At 70.8% G+C, this 16,761-nt stretch carries 16 protein-coding genes; 4 read left to right on the top strand and 12 right to left on the bottom strand.

What is annotated here, in order from left to right; all coding sequences use genetic code 11:
* The first annotated feature begins 258 nt into the window (after nt 1-258).
* A complete protein-coding gene (locus tag ABZX61_RS42190; protein ID WP_350732030.1) occupies nt 259-816 on the top strand; it encodes a GNAT family protein in 558 nt (185 codons plus the stop codon).
* A 47-nt stretch (nt 817-863) separates the two neighbouring features.
* On the opposite strand, the gene ABZX61_RS42185 is transcribed toward ABZX61_RS42190, so the two are convergent.
* Nucleotides 864-995: a hypothetical protein gene (locus tag ABZX61_RS42185; protein ID WP_355202683.1), complete on the bottom strand. Its 132-nt coding sequence runs from the start codon at nt 993-995 to the stop codon at nt 864-866.
* Nucleotides 996-1,238: 243 nt separating this feature from the next.
* On the opposite strand from ABZX61_RS42185, the gene ABZX61_RS42180 reads away from it, so the two are divergent.
* The gene (locus ABZX61_RS42180) at nt 1,239-2,210 is read left to right on the top strand and encodes an MASE1 domain-containing protein (protein ID WP_355202651.1); all 972 of its coding nucleotides are present in this window, start codon (nt 1,239-1,241) and stop codon (nt 2,208-2,210) included.
* Between the two features lie 102 nt (nt 2,211-2,312).
* Here ABZX61_RS42180 and ABZX61_RS42175 read toward each other — a convergent pair whose 3' ends face one another.
* Nucleotides 2,313-2,780 (bottom strand): OsmC family protein, encoded by a 468-nt coding sequence (locus tag ABZX61_RS42175; protein WP_355202648.1) that lies wholly within the window; start codon nt 2,778-2,780, stop codon nt 2,313-2,315.
* Nucleotides 2,777-3,421, bottom strand: coding sequence for a GntR family transcriptional regulator (locus ABZX61_RS42170; protein WP_355202645.1), 645 nt, complete (start codon nt 3,419-3,421; stop codon nt 2,777-2,779). Before ABZX61_RS42170 ends, ABZX61_RS42175 begins: the two co-directional genes overlap by 4 nt.
* 754 nt (nt 3,422-4,175) lie before the next feature.
* Between ABZX61_RS42170 and ABZX61_RS42165 the strand changes: the two genes are divergently transcribed.
* Nucleotides 4,176-6,335 carry a tetratricopeptide repeat protein gene (locus ABZX61_RS42165; protein ID WP_355202642.1) on the top strand — a complete coding sequence of 720 codons (2,160 nt, stop codon included), beginning with the start codon at nt 4,176-4,178 and terminating at the stop codon, nt 6,333-6,335.
* A gap of 21 nt (nt 6,336-6,356) precedes the next feature.
* On the opposite strand, the gene ABZX61_RS42160 is transcribed toward ABZX61_RS42165, so the two are convergent.
* The 6 genes from ABZX61_RS42160 to ABZX61_RS42135 form a co-directional block, all read right to left on the bottom strand.
* A complete protein-coding gene (locus ABZX61_RS42160; RefSeq protein ID WP_355202639.1) occupies nt 6,357-6,908 on the bottom strand; it encodes a MerR family transcriptional regulator in 552 nt (183 codons plus the stop codon).
* A 211-nt stretch (nt 6,909-7,119) separates the two neighbouring features.
* Complete coding sequence (locus ABZX61_RS42155) at nt 7,120-7,701, bottom strand: TetR/AcrR family transcriptional regulator (protein WP_355202636.1); 582 nt, start codon at nt 7,699-7,701, stop codon at nt 7,120-7,122.
* On the bottom strand, nt 7,702-8,088 hold the full coding sequence (locus ABZX61_RS42150) for a hypothetical protein (RefSeq protein ID WP_355202633.1): 387 nt from the start codon (nt 8,086-8,088) through the stop codon (nt 7,702-7,704).
* A gap of 32 nt (nt 8,089-8,120) precedes the next feature.
* Nucleotides 8,121-9,317: a Xaa-Pro peptidase family protein gene (locus ABZX61_RS42145; RefSeq protein WP_355202630.1), complete on the bottom strand. Its 1,197-nt coding sequence runs from the start codon at nt 9,315-9,317 to the stop codon at nt 8,121-8,123.
* 47 nt (nt 9,318-9,364) lie between these two features.
* The gene (locus ABZX61_RS42140; RefSeq protein ID WP_355202627.1) at nt 9,365-10,942 is read right to left on the bottom strand and encodes a penicillin-binding transpeptidase domain-containing protein; all 1,578 of its coding nucleotides are present in this window, start codon (nt 10,940-10,942) and stop codon (nt 9,365-9,367) included.
* 57 nt (nt 10,943-10,999) lie between these two features.
* Complete coding sequence (locus ABZX61_RS42135; protein WP_355202624.1) at nt 11,000-11,659, bottom strand: lysophospholipid acyltransferase family protein; 660 nt, start codon at nt 11,657-11,659, stop codon at nt 11,000-11,002.
* A gap of 754 nt (nt 11,660-12,413) precedes the next feature.
* On the opposite strand from ABZX61_RS42135, the gene ABZX61_RS42130 reads away from it, so the two are divergent.
* The gene (locus ABZX61_RS42130; RefSeq protein WP_355202621.1) at nt 12,414-14,102 is read left to right on the top strand and encodes a TROVE domain-containing protein; all 1,689 of its coding nucleotides are present in this window, start codon (nt 12,414-12,416) and stop codon (nt 14,100-14,102) included.
* Nucleotides 14,103-14,141: 39 nt separating this feature from the next.
* On the opposite strand, the gene ABZX61_RS42125 is transcribed toward ABZX61_RS42130, so the two are convergent.
* Genes ABZX61_RS42125 through ABZX61_RS42115 form a run of 3 tightly spaced genes read right to left on the bottom strand, consistent with a single transcriptional unit; the run spans nt 14,142 to nt 16,609 of the window.
* Nucleotides 14,142-14,738: a CoA pyrophosphatase gene (locus ABZX61_RS42125; protein WP_355202618.1), complete on the bottom strand. Its 597-nt coding sequence runs from the start codon at nt 14,736-14,738 to the stop codon at nt 14,142-14,144.
* A gap of 48 nt (nt 14,739-14,786) precedes the next feature.
* A complete protein-coding gene (locus tag ABZX61_RS42120) occupies nt 14,787-15,959 on the bottom strand; it encodes a HAMP domain-containing sensor histidine kinase (protein WP_355202615.1) in 1,173 nt (390 codons plus the stop codon).
* Nucleotides 15,956-16,609, bottom strand: coding sequence for a response regulator transcription factor (locus ABZX61_RS42115; RefSeq protein WP_355202612.1), 654 nt, complete (start codon nt 16,607-16,609; stop codon nt 15,956-15,958). Before ABZX61_RS42115 ends, ABZX61_RS42120 begins: the two co-directional genes overlap by 4 nt.
* Nucleotides 16,610-16,761: the final 152 nt, after the last annotated feature.

Below are 16,761 nucleotides of genomic sequence, written 5' to 3'. Positions count from 1 at the left end.
CCAACGGCGACATCACCGCCCGCAGCCTGTGACCCACAGCCTCCCAAGGAGAGGCAGACCAAGCCCGCCGACGACGAACGGCCCCGGTCCATCCATGGCGGATTCGAGGGGTCGTCGCAACACAAGTGATCAGTTGCTTGCGGCAGCCAGCAGAGCGACGGTGCTCTCTCTCAGCGTCCTTCGGGCGGGCCGGACCAGCCGCCCGAAGGACGCTTAAGCGCAGGCGCTTTCGGCGATCTTCATGGCATTCTTCGGGACATGCCACCTTTTCTGCCAACGTCGGTCGAGCTTTCCGCATCGAAGTTCAACCTGCGGCCGCCCAGCACGACCGACGCTCCGGAGGTCTTGCGCCTTGCCAGGGACCCGGACGTGCTTCTTTGGAATCCTCGTTGCCGTATCGAGGACGAGGCCGCAGCCGTTGCCGACTGTCTCGAGGGCGCTGATTGGTCTGACGATACGCACGCCTCGTTCTCGATCCTTGACGCGGAGTCCGGGCGCTACGTCGGCAACATCGCGCTACATGGGCTTGACTGGGGAAACGCTCAGGCCCGCATCGGATACCGGATCGCGTCTTGGGCGCGCGGCCGAGGCGCCGCTACCGCGTCTGTCCAGGCAGTGACGATATGGGCGGTAACCGCGCTGCGGCTTGAACGGATCGTCCTCACTCATGCTGTGGAGAATCGTGCCTCCTGCCGGGTGGCGCAGAAGTCGGGGTTCGTGCTCGAAGGCGTGATGCGATCAGCGAAGAGGTTTGGTGACGGCCGGCTGCATGATGAACACCTTCATGCTTTCCTGTCCGCAGATCTGACCCTTTGAACACCGCATACCCAGCTATCGGGTCGAAGGGCGAGGTCGAGTCGAGGTCAAGGCCGGTGTGCCAGGAGCTCGGCGAGACGCTCCGCCGGGGTGTCCCAGTCGAGCGTCTTGCGAGGTCGGGCGTTCACCTCGGCAGCGACGGCGTCGAGCTGGTCGCGGGTGTAGCCGCGACAGGGCATTCTTTCCCTTTTCTATTGCTATATCGCTTTTGACGTATATGTCGATTACCTGGCGTTGGGTCCCATCTGGCGGATTGTGACTAGTTTTGAGACAGGGCCGGTCATGCCACGCCAAAGGCCGGAACCCGAGCTTGAACAGACGAGTGTTGCCGCGGTACGCGCTAGACCGGGCGTCGATTCGGCGGGGCCGGAGGTGTTCCTATGAGGGCTGTCGCCGTCCACTATGGGCTACGGGATCATGCCATGACGGCCGTGAAGATCCTCGCCGTCGCGATCGCCTATTTCGTGGCCGCCAAGCTGGGGCTGCGACTGCAGCTGGTCCGAGGGCAGGTGACGCCGCTGTGGCCCTCGACGGGAATCGGGCTGGCCGCCCTGCTCATCTTCGGCCTCCGGATCTGGCCGGGCATCACCCTCGGCGCATTCCTGACCAACGTGTCGATCGGGCCGACGATGGCCGCCGTCCTGGGCATCTCCGCGGGGAACACCCTCGCGCCGGTCTGCGCCTACCTCCTGCTCGAGCGCGTGGGCTTCCGCATCGAACTGGACCGGCTGCGTGACGCGCTCGCCCTGGTGTTCCTCGGTGCCTTCGCCGGGATGCTGGTCAGCGCGACCGTCGGCGCCGGCTCGCTGTTGCTCGCCGGCGGGCTGCGGCCCGACGAGTTCTGGCCCGCGTGGTCGGTGTGGTGGACGGGCGACGCGATGGGCGTGCTCGTGGTCACGCCGCTCCTGCTCGCGAGCCGCACGACCCGGCTGCCGCGGGACTCCCACCCGCTCCGCTGGGTCGAAGGGGCGGCGCTGCTGCTGGGCACCTTCCTCGTCACGCTGGTGGCGACCGCGGGCCCCATCAACCTGCTCTTCCTCGTGTTCCCCTTCCTGATCTGGGCCGCGCTGCGTTTCCAACTCCTCGGGGCCGCGGCGTGCGCGCTGATCGCGTCGACGGTGGCAATCGTCTCCGCCGCGCGCCACTCCGGCCCGTTCGCGCAGCACGACCTCCTCCTCAACATGGTCGCTCTCCAGGCCTTCAACGGCTCCGCGGCGCTGACCGCGCTGCTGCTCGCCGCGATCATCGCCGAGCGCAACAAGGCCCACCAGAACATCAAGGACGTCTGCGCCCGGCTCAACGAGGTGGCGCACCGGCTTGCGCGTGACAAGAAGCTGGTCATCCGGCTGCCGCCCCCACGCGCCGGCGAGCGGAGCAGGGATCGGTCGCAGTAGCCGGACGATTCGGCGCCGCAGCGCGCCTCCGACATCCAACCGGTTTCCGGCCCGCTACGGCCGTACGGAGCAGGCACCCGCCCACCCGGGACGAACCTACGGTTACACGGCGCGGATGGTCGGCTCGACGCGTACCGGGAAGTTCACGGAGCTGGCGATGAAGCATGCCTTGTGCGCGTCTTCGTGCAGCTTGGCGGCGGCATCGGCCATCTCGGGCGACATCACGGTGACGGAGGGGCGCAGCACCACCTCGGTGAAGTGGCCACCGTCCGCGGTCTCGGCCATGGTCCCGACCGCGTTGTCGACGTACTCGGTGACGACGACGCCCGCCGTGGCGCACTTGTGCAGGTACGACAGCATGTGGCACTGGGACAGCGAGCCGACGAGGAGCTGCTCCGGGTTCCAGCGTGTCGGGTCGCCGCGGAAGGCCGGGTCGGAGCTGGCCGCGATGGCCGGCAGGCCCTCGGCGGTCAGCTCGTGCTCGCGGCCGTAGTCGCGGTATCCGCTGGTGCCGGTGCCCTTGTCGCCGGTCCAGGTCACCACGACCGGGTATGTGTGCTCGCGGGTCATGCTTCGTCCTCCTCGCTGTGGGTGATGCTACGGGTGTCGAGTACGTGTGCGCGGGCGACCCTGGCGGCCTCCTCCGGGTGGCCCAGAACGATCGCGGCGACGAGCTCCTCGTGCTGGCCCGACACGTACGCGGGCCGCGACGGCGGCGCCAGCGAGCGCAACGTGGACACCTGGATCTGATCCCAGATGCGTTCCAGCGCGTGCAGTGCCATCGAGTTGGCCGCCAGCTCGGCGATCACCCGGTGGAAGCGGCGGTTGAGCCGCACGGCCTCGGCCAACCGCCCCTCGGCGGTGGCCGTGGCGGTTTCGATCGCGATCTCGCGGAGCGCGGCGAGGTCGGCGGGGGCGATGCGGCCCTCGCGCTGGCGGGTCGCGGCCAGCTCGGCGGTGAGGGCCTCCAGCGCCGCCCGCACCTGGTACGCCTCGTTCAGGTCGCCCTGCTCCAACGCCACGACCACCACTCCGCGCCCGGAGGGCTGCACGAGCCCATCGGCGGTCAGCGCGCGGAGCGCCTCGCGGACGGGGGTGCGGCTCATGTCCAGGGCGGTCGCGACCTCCATCTCGGTCAACCGCGCCCCGGGCGGGTACGTGCCGTCGAGGATCAACTCCCTCAGCCGCTTCCGCGCCACATCGGTCTGCATGCGGATCAGGTTAGCGGACGGCATACATTGCATGCAATGGACACACTGTATGCAACCCCTGCCTCTGTTTGACGGACAAGCGCGATCGCTCCCGGTCGTGTACAGACGGGGCAAGCCGCACCAGGAGTCGTGGGGGTGAGGCGGCGGTGGGGTCGGCGGTGCCGGAGTTGCGGGATCGGCAGAGGGCGAGATTGGCGATGGCGGTGGTTGCGAGGTTGTGTTGGGTGAGGTTGAGGGTGTCGAGGGTTGTGGGTCTGGCGGTGGAGTGAGGCTGGTGGTGCGGGGGGTTGCGGGGTTGGGGGTCGGTTGTGGGGTCGGCGGTGCGGGGGTTGTCGGGTTGGGGGCAGAAGCGAGGTTGGCGGCGTCGAGGGTTGCCGGTCTGGCAGTTGGTGAGGCTGGCGGCGTCGAGGGTCGCCTGGCTGGCGGCGGGGCGAGGTCGTCTGCGCAGGGAGTTGCGGGTTGGTGACGGGGGGTGAGGTTGGTGCGCCGGGGGTTGCCTGGTCGGCTCTTTGTACGTTGACCCATGAGATCAAGCTCGATGGCCACCGCGTTCGAGGTGAGGGGCGCGGCGAGTTCGGGGACGGCTTTGTCGGTCCGGGTCTCGCCCGAGGGGGACCTGGGAGCTCGTGGCTTCCGGCGCCTGCGGCCAGCCCTCCCGTGATCGGCCCGCGACAAGGTGATGGCGGCGTGTGACACTCGTCGAGTACGGCCTTCCGATTCATCACAGAACCGTTCTCGCGTAGAAAGGGCTGAGATGCCGCGCTGGCTCAAGGTCGTGATCGCGGCGACGCTGCCGTCGACGGCGGGGGTTCTGGCCTGGTGGATCTGTGTGGCGAACGGGCTCGGACTGGACAGCACGAGCATCGTCGTCGGTCTGGTCGTCCTGCTCCCCGGGACGCCGCTCGCCATCTGGGCCGGTCAGGCGGAACCGGGCGCCGGCCCGCCGTCCGGTTCGAAGCGGGACCTGCGCACGGTCGGTGATGTGCCGCGCGAGCCGAAGGCCTTCCAGCCGCGTTCGGATCTGAGCGAACGCATCGACAAGCTGTTCTCCCCCCGCCGCACGGCGGCGGTGTGTGCGCTGGTCGGGGGACGCGGCGTGGGCAAGACCCACCTGGCGGCCGCCTATGCCCGGCGCTGCATCGAACGCGGCATCCCGGTGGCGTGGCTGCACGCCGAGACTGTCGACCAGCTTCACGGTTCCGTGGATCAGCTGGCCACCGAAGCCGGGTTACGCAGCGACGCGGACGACCCGGCGACCGTGGCCCGCAAGGTCAGAGCCTGGCTTCAGGAGCGGCGCGAGCCGTATCTGGTCGTGTTCGACAACGGGACGGACCCCGATCTGCTCGCGCCGCTGCTCCCGTCGCACGGCCGAGCTCGCGTGCTGATCACCACCAATGATCATTCGTTCGAACGGCTCGCCACGATGGTTGCGGTGGAGCAGTTCACAGAGGCCGAGGCGGTGAAGTACCTCCGCACGCGGGTGGGCGCGGACGACGAGGGCTTCCGGTTGCTCGCCGAGGAACTGGACCGCCTGCCGCTCGCCCTGGGCATCGCCGCGGCCGCCCTGGTCGGCCCGCCGCGCCTGTCGTGCGACTCCTACCTGGGGCGGCTGCACGCCACCCCCATCGAGGTGCTCCTCGCGCGGCCTCGCGGAGAGCCGTACCCCACCGGAGTCGCGCAGGCGATCATGCTGTCGGTCGGGCAGACCGGCCCGGCGGCCGCGCGCCTGCTCGGAGAGTTGTCCGTGCTGTCGACCTCCGGCGTCGGGTTCGAGCTGCTCGGCCCGCAGGCGGAACCGGCTCTGGCCGAGCTGGGCGCACGATCGCTGGTCACCTTCAGCCGGAGCGACACGACCGCGTTCGTCCACCGCCTCGTCCGGCGTGCGGTACGCGATCAGGCCGGACGCGACCGCACCCTGGCCGAGCTGATCGAGACAGCCGGGCAACGGCTGTGCGTGGCGGTCGAGGACGTCTCCGACCAGGACACCTGGCGGAAGTTCCCCACGATCATGGCGGTGTCCGAGCACGCGGCGGCCTTGTGGGAGGCCGTCGAGCGGGTCCCCGACGACGAGTTCGCGCACCTGCGCGCGGCGGCCGAGCTCGTGCTCCGGGTCCGCCACGTCGTGGCCTCCCATCTGGTCTATCTCAACGACGGGCTCCGGGCCGCCCCGGTCGCCGAAGCCGTCGTCAGGGGGCGCGAGAGGCTCCTGGGCGCTGAGCACCCGGACACCCTCGCGGCCCTGCACACGCTGGCGCACGCCTTCGAGTACGCCGGCCAGGCGATGAAAGCCGCCGCCCTCTACCAACGCGTCGCGGCCGACCGCTCCCGCGTCCTCGGTGACGATCATCCGGATACGTTGTGGTCACGCGCGTCGGTGGCCTTCTCGTACACGATGGGAGGCAGGGCACCGGAGGCGGTGCCGATGATCGAGCAGGTGGTGGCCGACCAGGGGCGGGCACTCGAACCCGGCCATCCCACCCTGCTCGCGGCGCGCTATTTCCAGGCGTACACCAACGTCGAGGGCGGCCGGCCCGAGCGCGGCATCGAGCTGTTCCAGCGGCTGATAGCCGATCACGAGCGGCTCTTCGATCACGACTATCCCGATACCTGGGTCGTCAAAGGACAGCTCGCGCGCGCTTACAAGGCGGCGGACAGGGCCGATGAGGCCGTCCAGCTGTACGAGCACGTCGCCGGGCAACAGGCGCGGCTGCTGGGCGCAGACCATCCCGACACGCTGATCACCCGGCACGGCCTGGCCACGGCGTACGAGGCAGTGGGACGGATCGCGGACGCGCTCGCCGAGTACGAATGGGTCGTGAACCGGTTCGAGACCGTCATGGGCCCCGAGCAGACGCTGACCAAGACCGCCAGAGACGACCTGGAGCGCGCCCGCCGGAGTCTCCGGCTGAGGTGATCGGTGGTGGGGGTGAGGTGGTCAGTGGGAGTGGGCCTCGTGGAGAGGGGATCCGGCGAGGCGGGCGGCGATGACGCGGGCGAAGGTGGGGCAGTGGAAGATGCCCTCCGGGTGCCCGCAGGCCAGGCCGTGGGCGATGGCGGTGCGCGCGGCCTGCGCCTGGGCGATCCGTTCGTCGAGCTCGGCGAGCTTGCGTTCATGGAGCTCGCGCCAGGCGTCGACGTCTTCGTAACGAGAGGTGATGAGCACCTTCAGCTCGCGCAGCGAGAAACCCACGTCCTGCAACGAAAGGATCAGGCCGACGATCGCCAACGCCGAGGCGGGGTAGCGCCGTTGGCCCGAGACCCGGGTCGGGGCGGGGAGCAGGCCGAGCTCTTCCCAGTAGCGCAACGCCGAGGTGGCCACACCGGTGGTCCTGGCCAGCTCGCCGATCGTCAACAGCTCGTCCGGCTCGGCGTCAAGGGCACTTGGAGCCGTTGACTGGCGTCCGTGAGATCGAAGACGCTCAAGCAGCCCGTGATAGCCCAGGTCGTACGTCAGTTCGGCCGACTGGCCGGATACGTCATGGCTCACCGCGTCTCCAATCGCCAACGCAACCGCTGGGTGGTGTCCCAGCTCGACGTGCAGCCCACGGGCCGGGTGTCGGCCCCGGTCTGGCCATCGCCGAGGCGGCGCGCCACGCCACCCGAGGACGAATCTACGGTAGCGACCATTCCGTGGTTATGGCCCGTCGAGTCGTGGGGTCGGGCGTGAGCACGCCTGCGCTGCCCGGTGGCCCGCGAGGTCAGGCGCGTGTCGCGCGGTCGAAGATCTCGACCAGTTCGTCTGCGCACCGATCAGGGTCGAGGCCCTTGACGAGGCGGTCGGCCACCCCGTCGATGGACGCGCGCAGCGTCGTACCCATCAACACCCCGTCGAACTCCCGGAACGCCCCCGCCCGCTGCCCCTCCGCGAACAGCGCCGCCAGCCTGGCGACCGCGGCGTCCTGCTCCTCGTCGCCGACGGGCACCTGGTTGAACGCGATCTGCTGCACCGCCCGCACGTGCTCGGGATGGGCGGCGATGAAAGCGATGTTCGCCCTGATGAACGCCTCGAGCTGGGCGCGCGCCCCGGAGGCGGCGTCGAGCGCCGGGCGCATGAAGGCGGCCGCGTCCTCGACGACCTGGCGGACGACGGCCTCGAACAGCTGGTCCTTGCTGGAGAAGTGGTAGGAGATCAGCCGCTTGCTGCTGAGCCCCGCCTGCTCGCAGATGGCCTCGAACGTGGTCTCCGCGTAGCCGCGCCGCGCCAGCACGGCGATCGTGGCGGAGGCGATCTGTGCTTTGCGGGCCTCGGTGGCCGCCCGGCGGGGGGCAGAGCTCTGCATTCAGCCCAGCTTGCCACGCTTCGGGAACGCCTGCCGTACGGCACGTCGGTTGACGAGGAGGGCCACGGCGGCGACCAGCACGCCGACCACCGCCTGCTCCGCCTTCATCCAGCCGGGATAGCCGCTGTCCGGGGCGACGAGGATGAGCACGATCCCGACGGGGGCGGCGATGGTGACGAAGCGGATGCGTACGTAGGCCGATCTCTTTCCCCGGGAGGCCTGCCCCGCCAGGGCGACGAGCCAGACGGCGGCCACGGCCACGGCGGCGCCGCGGAGCCACACCACCCAGTTGCCGCCGATGAGGGCGGCCACGCCGAGGGTCGCGACGGAGATGACGAGCACGGCCACGAAGAGGGCCCGGACGGGAGTCCATACGTTGTTATCCATATGAGTAAATTTACACAGCCGGATAACAAGTCTCAAGGGTCGCGGGTGATGACTTCGGGGCCGGAGTCGGTGACGATGACGTCCTCCTCATGGCTGGCGCCCCCCACGGAGTGCATCGCGATCCTGCGCTCCAGCGCCAGGCACATTCCGGCCTCGATCAGGCCGTCCGAGTCGGGCCCGCCCTCGGTGATCCACGGTGGCTCCAGCGACAGGCCGAGCCCGTGGCCCCAGAGGCCGTCCGTCTCCGACCAGGGCAGTCCGTGGTGGACGGCGAACGCCGACCGTTCGAACACCTGCCGGCACCGCCGCGCCACCTCGCCGAAGCGCCGGCCGGGCCGCAGCAGCTCGATCCCGGCCGAGACGCTCTCCCGCACCGCCTCCAGCAGCCGCCGCTGCTCGGTGGTCGGCTCGCCGCCGACGACCCACGTACGGGCCAGGTCGAACAGGTAGCCGCGCACGGAGCCGTACAGGTCGATCCTGATCAGGTCACCCTCGGCCAGCCGCCGGTCGGCGGAGTAGGGCGTCGGGCCCGAGGCGGCGAAGGTGTAGGACTCGGCGCCGGAGGAGATGCCCATGCCGGAGTAGGCGCCGCCCGCCCGGACGATCTCGGCGATCGCGGCCGCCGCCACGTCGGCCTCGGTGGCGCCCGGTACGGCGGTCTCCCGGGCGGCGGACACCGCGCGCACCCCGAGCGCCCCCGAGGCGCGCAGCAGGTCAAGCTCGGCGGGGCTCTTGATCCGGCGCGCCTCCCAGGCCAGGTCGTCGGCGCACACCAGCTCGTGCCCCGGCAGCACTGAACGCAGCCGGCACCACCACGGCGCGGCCATCGCCTCGTAGCCGATCAACGCGACCCGGCCCGGCCGGATCGACTCCCTGATCTGCTCGGCCAGGGCGTCCACGAGATCGGGCGTCACATGGACCCGCGCCGCCGGCCGGGGCTCCTGGAGGTCCCCGGAGTTGGTCAGCAGGACGGCGGTGTGCTCGCTGAGAGGAGGGTCGTCCACGGGCAGGACCACGGCCGCGTGGCCCCGCGCCCGCCAGTGGCCGGGGAAGTCGGGGATGAACGGCTGGTGCTGGTAGAAGCCCGTCAGGTAGTAGACGTCGGCGTAATGGTCCTGCGCCGAACCGCCTCTCGACCAGGCCACCACCCCGCGAAACCCCGCCCGCGCGGCCAGCCGCCCCATGGCCGCCTGCCGCGCCGCGTACTCCTTGCCACCGATCCCCAGCACAACCGAGTTCTGCCCAGGTCAGCGGCCGGTTCACCTGGTCGCGGCCGTCAGAGCCCCTTGAGGAACGACGCCGCCACCGGCGCCGCGACCTTGCCGCCCGCGCCGCCGCCCTCCACGACCACCGCGAACGCCACGTCCTCCTTGAAGCCCATGAACCAGGCATGGGTGTCCAGGTCGTCGCCGGTGCCGAACTCGGCCGTGCCGGTCTTGCCGTGCGTGCCGGCGGGCAGGCCGGCCGCCTTGGCCGTGCCCTTGGACACCACGGCCGCCATCATCGACTGCAGCGGCTCCTTGACCCCGTCGGGCAGCGGGCGCTCGGCGGCCTTCTGCTTCAACGAGGGCACCAGCGTCGGCGGCCGCCACGTGCCGTCCGCGATGGCGGCGGCCACCGAGGCCATCGTCAGCGGGCTGGCCGTGATCCTGGCCTGCCCGAACGACTCCGCGGCCAGCTCCGCGTCGGACTCGGCCCGGGGGAAGCTGGCCTTGGTGGCCGGGACCCCGATGTTCAGGGGCTGGTTGAAGCCCACGTCCTCGGCCGTCTTCAGCAGCTTGTCGGCGCCCAGCTTCTGCTCGGCCAGCGGCGCGAACGTCGTGTTGCACGAGTGGGCGAACGAGTCGAGGAACGACAGCGACCCGAACGCCTCCTTGTCGGAGTTGCGGACCTTCAGCCCGCCGATGGACGCGTACATCGGGCACGTCACCGTGTCCGACGGCGACATCCCGGCCGCCAGCAGGCCGATCGCCGTGACCGCCTTGAACGTCGAGCCGGGCGGGTAGCGGCCGTCCAGCGCCCGGTTGAAGCCGCCCTGGTTGTTGACCACGGCCAGGATCTCGCCCGTGGACGGCTTGATCGCCACCATCGACGTGGGCTTCTTCATGTCCTTGACCGCGCCCACCGCCGCGGCCTGCGCGCGCGGGTCGAGCGTGGTCTGGACGGGCTCGCCGTCGCTGCCCTCGATGGTCTCCAGCGTCTTGTCGCCGAGCTGGATCTCGGTGGCGGGCGTGCCCGCCAGCCGCTTCTGGAACGTCTCCTGCAGCCCGCCGCGCCCGATCGCCTGGCCGACCTTGTAGGAGGAGCCCAGCTTGGCCACGTCCTTCTTGCCGGCCTTGTCGAGGTAGCCGACGAGCTGCTGCACCGACCCGCCGACCGCGCCCGTGTCGATCCGGTCTCCCTGGACGTCGGTGATCTCGGCGCGGTCGGGCCAGCGCGTCTTGAGCTTGAACTCGGCCCCGGCGGTCATCGACGGGTACAGGGTGGCGGGCTTCCAGTCGACCTTCCAGGTGCGGTCGGCCACCATGAGGTCGATCTGGCCCTGATAGGACCACTTGCCGATGTTCTTGAGGTTCAGGGTCGCGGTGTAGGGGGCGCGGGCCCGGTTGTCGCCGGTCTCGGTGATCTTGCCGAGCTTGATGTCCGTCGACTCGACGGCGAGTGCGCTGCGTTGCTGGTCGTACGCGTTGAGCTGCTGTGGTTTGGCGAGCTCCGCCCCCATGGCGGCCCAGTTGCCGGCCTGCCATGCGGCGGAGAAGCGCTGCGCCGTCTCGACGGGCGTCCCTCTGGTGTGCAGCAGGTAGTACGCGCCACCGGCCGCGGCCCCCACCGCGAGCACGGTGGCGCCGGACACGATCGCGATGGTACGACCACGCGCCACGCTAGATCCCCCTGATCCTCGACGACATTGTCATGACACGCCGTTGGCCGCCTTGAAGCTGGCGGCGTAGGTCGGCACGTATTCCTGCCCGGACAGCTTCTGGATGGCCGCCATGATCTCGTCGGTCACCCGCCGCCGGTCGCGGGCCTTGGTGTGGTCGCCCTCGAACTGCATGGGCTCGCCGATGGCGATGCCGATCCGCGCGGGCCTGGGCACCTTCGAGCCGACCGGCAGCACCCTCTCGGTGCCGCTGAGCGCCACCGGCAGCACCGGAGCGCCTGTCTTGAGCGTCAGCCAGGCCACGCCGACCTTGCCGCGGTAGAGGCGGCCGTCGGGGGAGCGGGTGCCCTCCGGGTGGATGCCGAACAGCTCGCCGCGCTCCAGCAGGTCCGCGGCGGAGTCGAGCATGGTCTGGGCGGCGTGCGCGCTCTCCCTGTCGATCGGCAGGCTGCCGCCCAGCCGCATGAAGAAGCCGGAGACCGGGTTGCCGTCGAAGTACTCGTTCTTGGCGGTGAAGGTGACGTGCCGCGGCAGCAGCGCGGGCAGCAGGAACGAGTCGAGGATCGACAGGTGGTTGGCGGCCAGGATCGCGGGCCCGCTCCTGGGCACGTGTGCCGCGCCCGAGATGTGCGGCCGGCACATCGCGTTCGCGAGCGGCGCGGCGGCGAACTTGACCACTTCGTACAGCAACGAGCTCTCCTGATCATCGGGCCGGTCGGCCACCCCACCATAAAGCAGGCGCCCCGCCGGTGGGCGGGACGCCTGGAAAAGTCGTTAAGGCCGATGTGGCGGTCGCCTCCTCGGCGAGGTGCACAACACGGCTCCAGCCGAACGGTATTCCGTGAAGGCGGTAATTTGCGGCCCGGGGGACACAGACCACATCGGCAACTCGAGTTAAGCACACGGTCCGGGCATGGGGGTAATCGCGCCCCCCTCATGGGCGACACGTGACCTGAGCTTGGCGATCTTCGACCCCCGGAGGCCCGGTTCGTCCCGGTCACTCACGGTGAGCGCGGCCCCGCTCGCCCTCGACGAGATCGGGAAAATGATTTGAGCTCCCATTGGCATTCCGTGTTGAATCCAGAATGTCAGTGAGACTCGGTGAGGGCACGGGTCGAAGTTCGTCGGTTACCACTTTTAATGGGGAGTCGCAGGTTCGAGTCCTGCCCGGGGCCAACGCTCCGGTAGCTCAGTCGGCAGAGCGCCAACGCCGGTGGACGCCCCCATATCCGTGCCCTCTCCGAGCCTCGGGGGCGGGTCGAAGCAGGCCGGTTATCGCTTCAGGTGCCGGAAGCGCGGGGTTCGACTCCCCGCCGCGCGGGTGCGCCCGCGCGTCGCGTAGTGGCAGCGCGCCGTAAAAAGCCGGTCGGCATTTCCACATCCGCCCCCATTTTTTTCTGCATATCCGCCATTCGGGCGGGTCGAGACGTACGAGGTGAAAACTATGGCGCGAAACCGTGACCCCCTCGCCGGCGTTTCCGCGTTCGCCACGCCGCAGACCCAGCCGCTGCCCGGCCGCACCGACCAGGTGCGCAACGCGGCGGGCGGCTTCGTCTTCGAGAAGGACCTGTGGCAGCGCGTCGAGGACTTCCTGATCCTCGGCACCACGGGCGGCACCTACTACGTGTCGCAGGAGCAGCTGACCGCCGGCAACGCCACCGCGCTGTTCGAGGCGATCGCCGAGGACGGCCCGCGCGTCGTCGAGCTGCTCACCGGCATCTCGACCGCGCGCCCGCCGCGCGCTCCCAAGCAGCGACCGGCGCTGTTCGCGCTGGCCGCCGCCTACGCCCGCGGCGACGCGGCCACCCGGCAGGCGGCCAAGCTCGCCCTGCCCAAGGTGGCCCGCACGACCGACCACCTCGCCTCCTTCTTCGGCTACTACAAGAACCTCGGCGGCAAGCCGACCGCGCGCGGCACCGCGCCGGTCACCGGCCGCTCGCTGCGTACGGCGCTCGCCTCCTGGTTCACCACCGGCAGCCCCGACGACGTCGCGTTCAAGGTGTGCAAGGCCCGCCAGCGCAGGACACCGCAGGGTGAGACGTTCGACCTGCGCGACGTCCTGCGCATCGCCCACCCCAAGGCGGACGGCCCGCAGCGGGCGCGGCTGTTCGGCTGGATCGCCGGCAACGTCTCCGACGAGCAGGCGCGCGAGACGCTGGAGTCGGTGGACCGGTTCCTGAGCGCCAAGGCCGTCACCACGGCCCGCGAGGCGATCCAGGTGGTGACCGAGCGCAAGGTGCCGTGGGAGTTCCTGCCGGACGCCGTGCTGAGGGATCCGGAGGTGTGGGACGCGCTGGTCGACACGATCGGCATGACCGCGCTGCTGCGCAACCTGGCCCGCATGACGCGGATCGGCACGCTCACCCCGACGGGCGAGGCCACCCGGCGCGCGGTCGCCCGGCTCACCGACCGCGACGCGCTGCTGCGGGCGCGCATCCACCCGATGGACGCGTTCCTGGCGCTGCGCGTGTACGGCTCGGGCCGCGCCCAGCCCAACCCGCGCGCCGACGCGCACACGTGGGCACCGGTCCCGGCGATCCGGGACGCGCTGGAGGAGACGTACGAGCTGGCGTTCGGCACCGTCCGGCCCACGGGCCGGCGGCTGCTGGTCGCGGTGGACTCCTCCGGGTCGATGTCGGGCGGCTGGTACGGCGGCGACGTCGTGGTCGGCGGTTCGAAGATCGGCTCGCCGTACGAGGTGGGCTGCGCGATGGCCGTCATGCTGGCCCGCATCGAGAAGGGGAACGTGCACGTCATCGACGTCGACACCAGCGTCCACGCCTCGAAGGTGACCCCGCGCACCAACCTGCGCGAGATCGGCTCCTGGCGGCCGTCCGGCGGCGGCACCGACCTGTCGCTGCCGTTCCGCTGGGCGCGCGAGCAGCGGATGGCGGTGGACGGCATCGTGGTGTTCACCGACAACGAGACGTGGGCGGGGCGCGCCCACCCCTCGCAGGAGCTCGGCGCCTACCGCCGCACCGTGGCGGCGGAGGCGCGCGTGGTCGTCGCGGCGATGACCGCCGCGGGCTACTCGATCGGCGACCCCGGCGACGAGGGCGTGCTGAACGTGGCGGGCCTGGACGCGTCGCTGCCGATGATCGTCAACGCGTTCGTCCGCGCGCAGGACGCGTAGGACGCGTAGGACGTGTAGGACCTGACTGGGAGCGCCCGGTCAGGTCCTCGTCCAGCGCGGCTGCTTCACGTCGAAGACCCGCTGCTCGCGGCCGCGCAGCGCCACCTCGGCGAACTGCCACAGGATCGCCCCCGTCGGCGCGTGGACCACGATGGACGGCCCCAGCGGCATCTGCAGCAGCTTCCCGCGCCAGCGCGGCACCCCCGGCGCCAGGAACCACTCCAGCGGCACGTCGTGCACCGAGGCCACCTCGCGCGGGTCGGCCACCGGCTGCTGGACGCCGCCGAACGCCACCACCGGCGTGATGACGAAGCCGGAGTCGGTGACGAAGTCGTCGAGCATCCCGGCCACCTCGACCCCGGTGACGCCCGTCTCCTCGGCGAGCTCGCGCAGCGCCGCGTCCACGGGGCGTTCCCCGTCGTCCAGGCGCCCGCCGGGCAGCGCCCACTGACCCGGGTTGCGCCCGTGGGCGGCCCGCTTGATCAGGATCGTGTACGGGACCCGCTCGGCGTCCTCCAGGACGCACACGGTGACGGCGGCCCTGCGCACCCCGCCGGTGGGCGGGACCTGCCGGCGGTCGAAGGCGGTCAAATGGGACCTGATCTGCTCCTGCAGCACGTCGATTGGCGACAGCACACTACAAGGATGTCACGGGCGTCCGGACGGGGACGCCGGGGCCGGGTCTCACGACGGGCCGTGCGGCAGCCGTACGGTGACGCTCAGCCCGCCTTCCGGCCGGGCGGCCGCGGTGACCTGGCCGCCGTGCGCGCGCACGATGGCCCGCACGATCGACAGCCCCAGCCCCGCGCCCTTGAACGAGCGCACCCGGTCGCCGTGGAGCCGGCTGAACGGCTCGAACAGGTCGTCCACCTCGTACGGCGGCACCGCCGGCCCGGTGTTGCGCACCGTGACCACCGCGTCGCCGCCCTGCCGCCGCAGCGCGAGCCAGATCTCGCCGTCGCGCACGTTGTGCTTGATCGCGTTCTCCAGCAGGTTGAACACGCACCGCTCCAGGAACAGCGGATCCCCCTCGATCAGCACCGGCCGCAGGTCCTGGTGGAGCGTGACGGGCCGCTTGCGCGACTGCAGGTCGATCTGCTCCAGCGCGGTGCGCACGACCTGCTCCAGATCCACCGGCTTGCGCACGGTGAGCTCCTGCTCCGACTGCGCGAGCAGCAGCAGGCCCTCGATGAGCCGCTCGTAGCGGGCGTTCGTGCCGAGCAACGCCCTGGCCAGCGCCTTGAGATCCTCCGACGCGGCCGGCTCCTCCAGCGACACCTCCAGCACCGTACGGTTGATCGCCAGCGGCGTGCGCAGCTCGTGCGAGGCGTTGGCGATGAACCGCCGCTGCGCGTCGAACACCCGGTGCAGCCGCTCCAGCATCGCGTCGAACGTGTCCGCCAGCCGCCTGACCTCGTCGGGCGGGCCCCGCATCCCGATGCGCTCGTGCAGGGTGCTCTCCGACAGCCGCTGCGCCGCCTCCGTCACCCGGTCGAGCGGGCGCAGCGCCCGGTCGGCCACCACGTAGCCGAGCACGAGCGCGACCACGCCGACCAGGATCATCACGAGCATGGACGAGCGGACCATCTCGCTGAGCACGTTGCCGGCCCGGTTCTCGATGTCGCCCTGGAAGATGACGTCCCCGACCATCGGGCGCGTCGCGGCCACGTCCGCGGGCGCGTTCTGGATCTTCCGGAAGCCGGTGACGAACTGCTGGTTCAGCGCCTGGCCGGTGATGAGGTAGGTGAGCCAGAGCAGGATCGACCCGGCCACGAAGAACAGGCCGCCGTACAGCAGCGTGAGCCGCAGCCGCAGCCGCCTGCTGCTCCACCACGACCGCCCCTGCTCGACGATCAAAGCCGGTACCCCTTGCCGGGCACGTTCAGGATCGCCGACGGCACGCCGAGCTTCTTGCGCAACGACGTGATCGTGACCCGCAGCGCGCCCGTGCCCGCGTCCGCGTGCTCGTCCCAGACGCGCCTGCGCAGCTCGCCGGAGGTGACCAGCTCGCCGCCCGCGCCGAGCAGCACGCGCAGCACGTCGAACTCCTTGCGGTTCAGCGACACGGGCCGCCCGTCCCTGGTGACCGTGCGGCGGGACGGGCTGAGCACGACGCCGCCGCGTTCGAGCAGGGGCGCCGCGGAGCGGGGCGAGCGGCGGGCCAGCGCCCGGACCCGGGCCACCAGCTCGGCGAACGCGAACGGCTTGACCAGGTAGTCGTCCGCGCCCAGCGACAGCCCGTCGATCTTGTCGCGGATCTGTCCCGCCGCGGTCAGCATGAGCACCCGGCCGCCCCCGCCGCCCTCGCGCAGCCGCCGGCACACGTCGTCGCCGTGCACCTCCGGCAGGTCCCGGTCGAGCACCACCACGTCGTAGTCCACGTACGCGGCCCGCTCCAGGGCGTCCTGCCCGTCGTAGGCCACGTCCACGGCGATCGCCTGCAGCCGGAGCCCGCGCGCGACCGCGTCCGCCAGCCGTTCCTCGTCCTCGACGACAAGCACCCGCATCGCCGGCCCCTTTCCTCTGGCACCCGAGCGTGACGGATCACGTGTTAGGGCCGGATAAACGCGCCGGGCGGGCTTATCCGGTTCTAGCACCCCATGGGCTGGAGTGAGGCCGCACCCCGGGCGAAGGACCCCGGGCGCGGAGGAGTGAATGT

Source organism: Nonomuraea sp. NPDC003709, assembly GCF_040610775.1.
GTDB classification, from domain to species: domain Bacteria; phylum Actinomycetota; class Actinomycetes; order Streptosporangiales; family Streptosporangiaceae; genus Nonomuraea; species Nonomuraea angiospora_A.
The sequence above is the reverse complement of the archived record's forward strand: the minus strand, read 5'-3'. Positions and strand labels throughout refer to the sequence as shown.

Coding starts and splice junctions, on each gene's coding strand:
- ABZX61_RS42190 (WP_350732030.1), top strand. CDS start 259: ATGCCACCTTTTCTGCCAACGTCGGTCGAGCTTTCCGCATCGAAGTTC.
- ABZX61_RS42155 (WP_355202636.1), bottom strand. CDS start 7,701: ATGCAGAGCTCTGCCCCCCGCCGGGCGGCCACCGAGGCCCGCAAAGCA.
- ABZX61_RS42170 (WP_355202645.1), bottom strand. CDS start 3,421: ATGCAGACCGATGTGGCGCGGAAGCGGCTGAGGGAGTTGATCCTCGAC.
- ABZX61_RS42165 (WP_355202642.1), top strand. CDS start 4,176: ATGCCGCGCTGGCTCAAGGTCGTGATCGCGGCGACGCTGCCGTCGACG.
- ABZX61_RS42185 (WP_355202683.1), bottom strand. CDS start 995: ATGCCCTGTCGCGGCTACACCCGCGACCAGCTCGACGCCGTCGCTGCC.
- ABZX61_RS42150 (WP_355202633.1), bottom strand. CDS start 8,088: ATGGATAACAACGTATGGACTCCCGTCCGGGCCCTCTTCGTGGCCGTG.
- ABZX61_RS42180 (WP_355202651.1), top strand. CDS start 1,239: ATGACGGCCGTGAAGATCCTCGCCGTCGCGATCGCCTATTTCGTGGCC.
- ABZX61_RS42130 (WP_355202621.1), top strand. CDS start 12,414: ATGGCGCGAAACCGTGACCCCCTCGCCGGCGTTTCCGCGTTCGCCACG.
- ABZX61_RS42175 (WP_355202648.1), bottom strand. CDS start 2,780: ATGACCCGCGAGCACACATACCCGGTCGTGGTGACCTGGACCGGCGAC.
- ABZX61_RS42115 (WP_355202612.1), bottom strand. CDS start 16,609: ATGCGGGTGCTTGTCGTCGAGGACGAGGAACGGCTGGCGGACGCGGTC.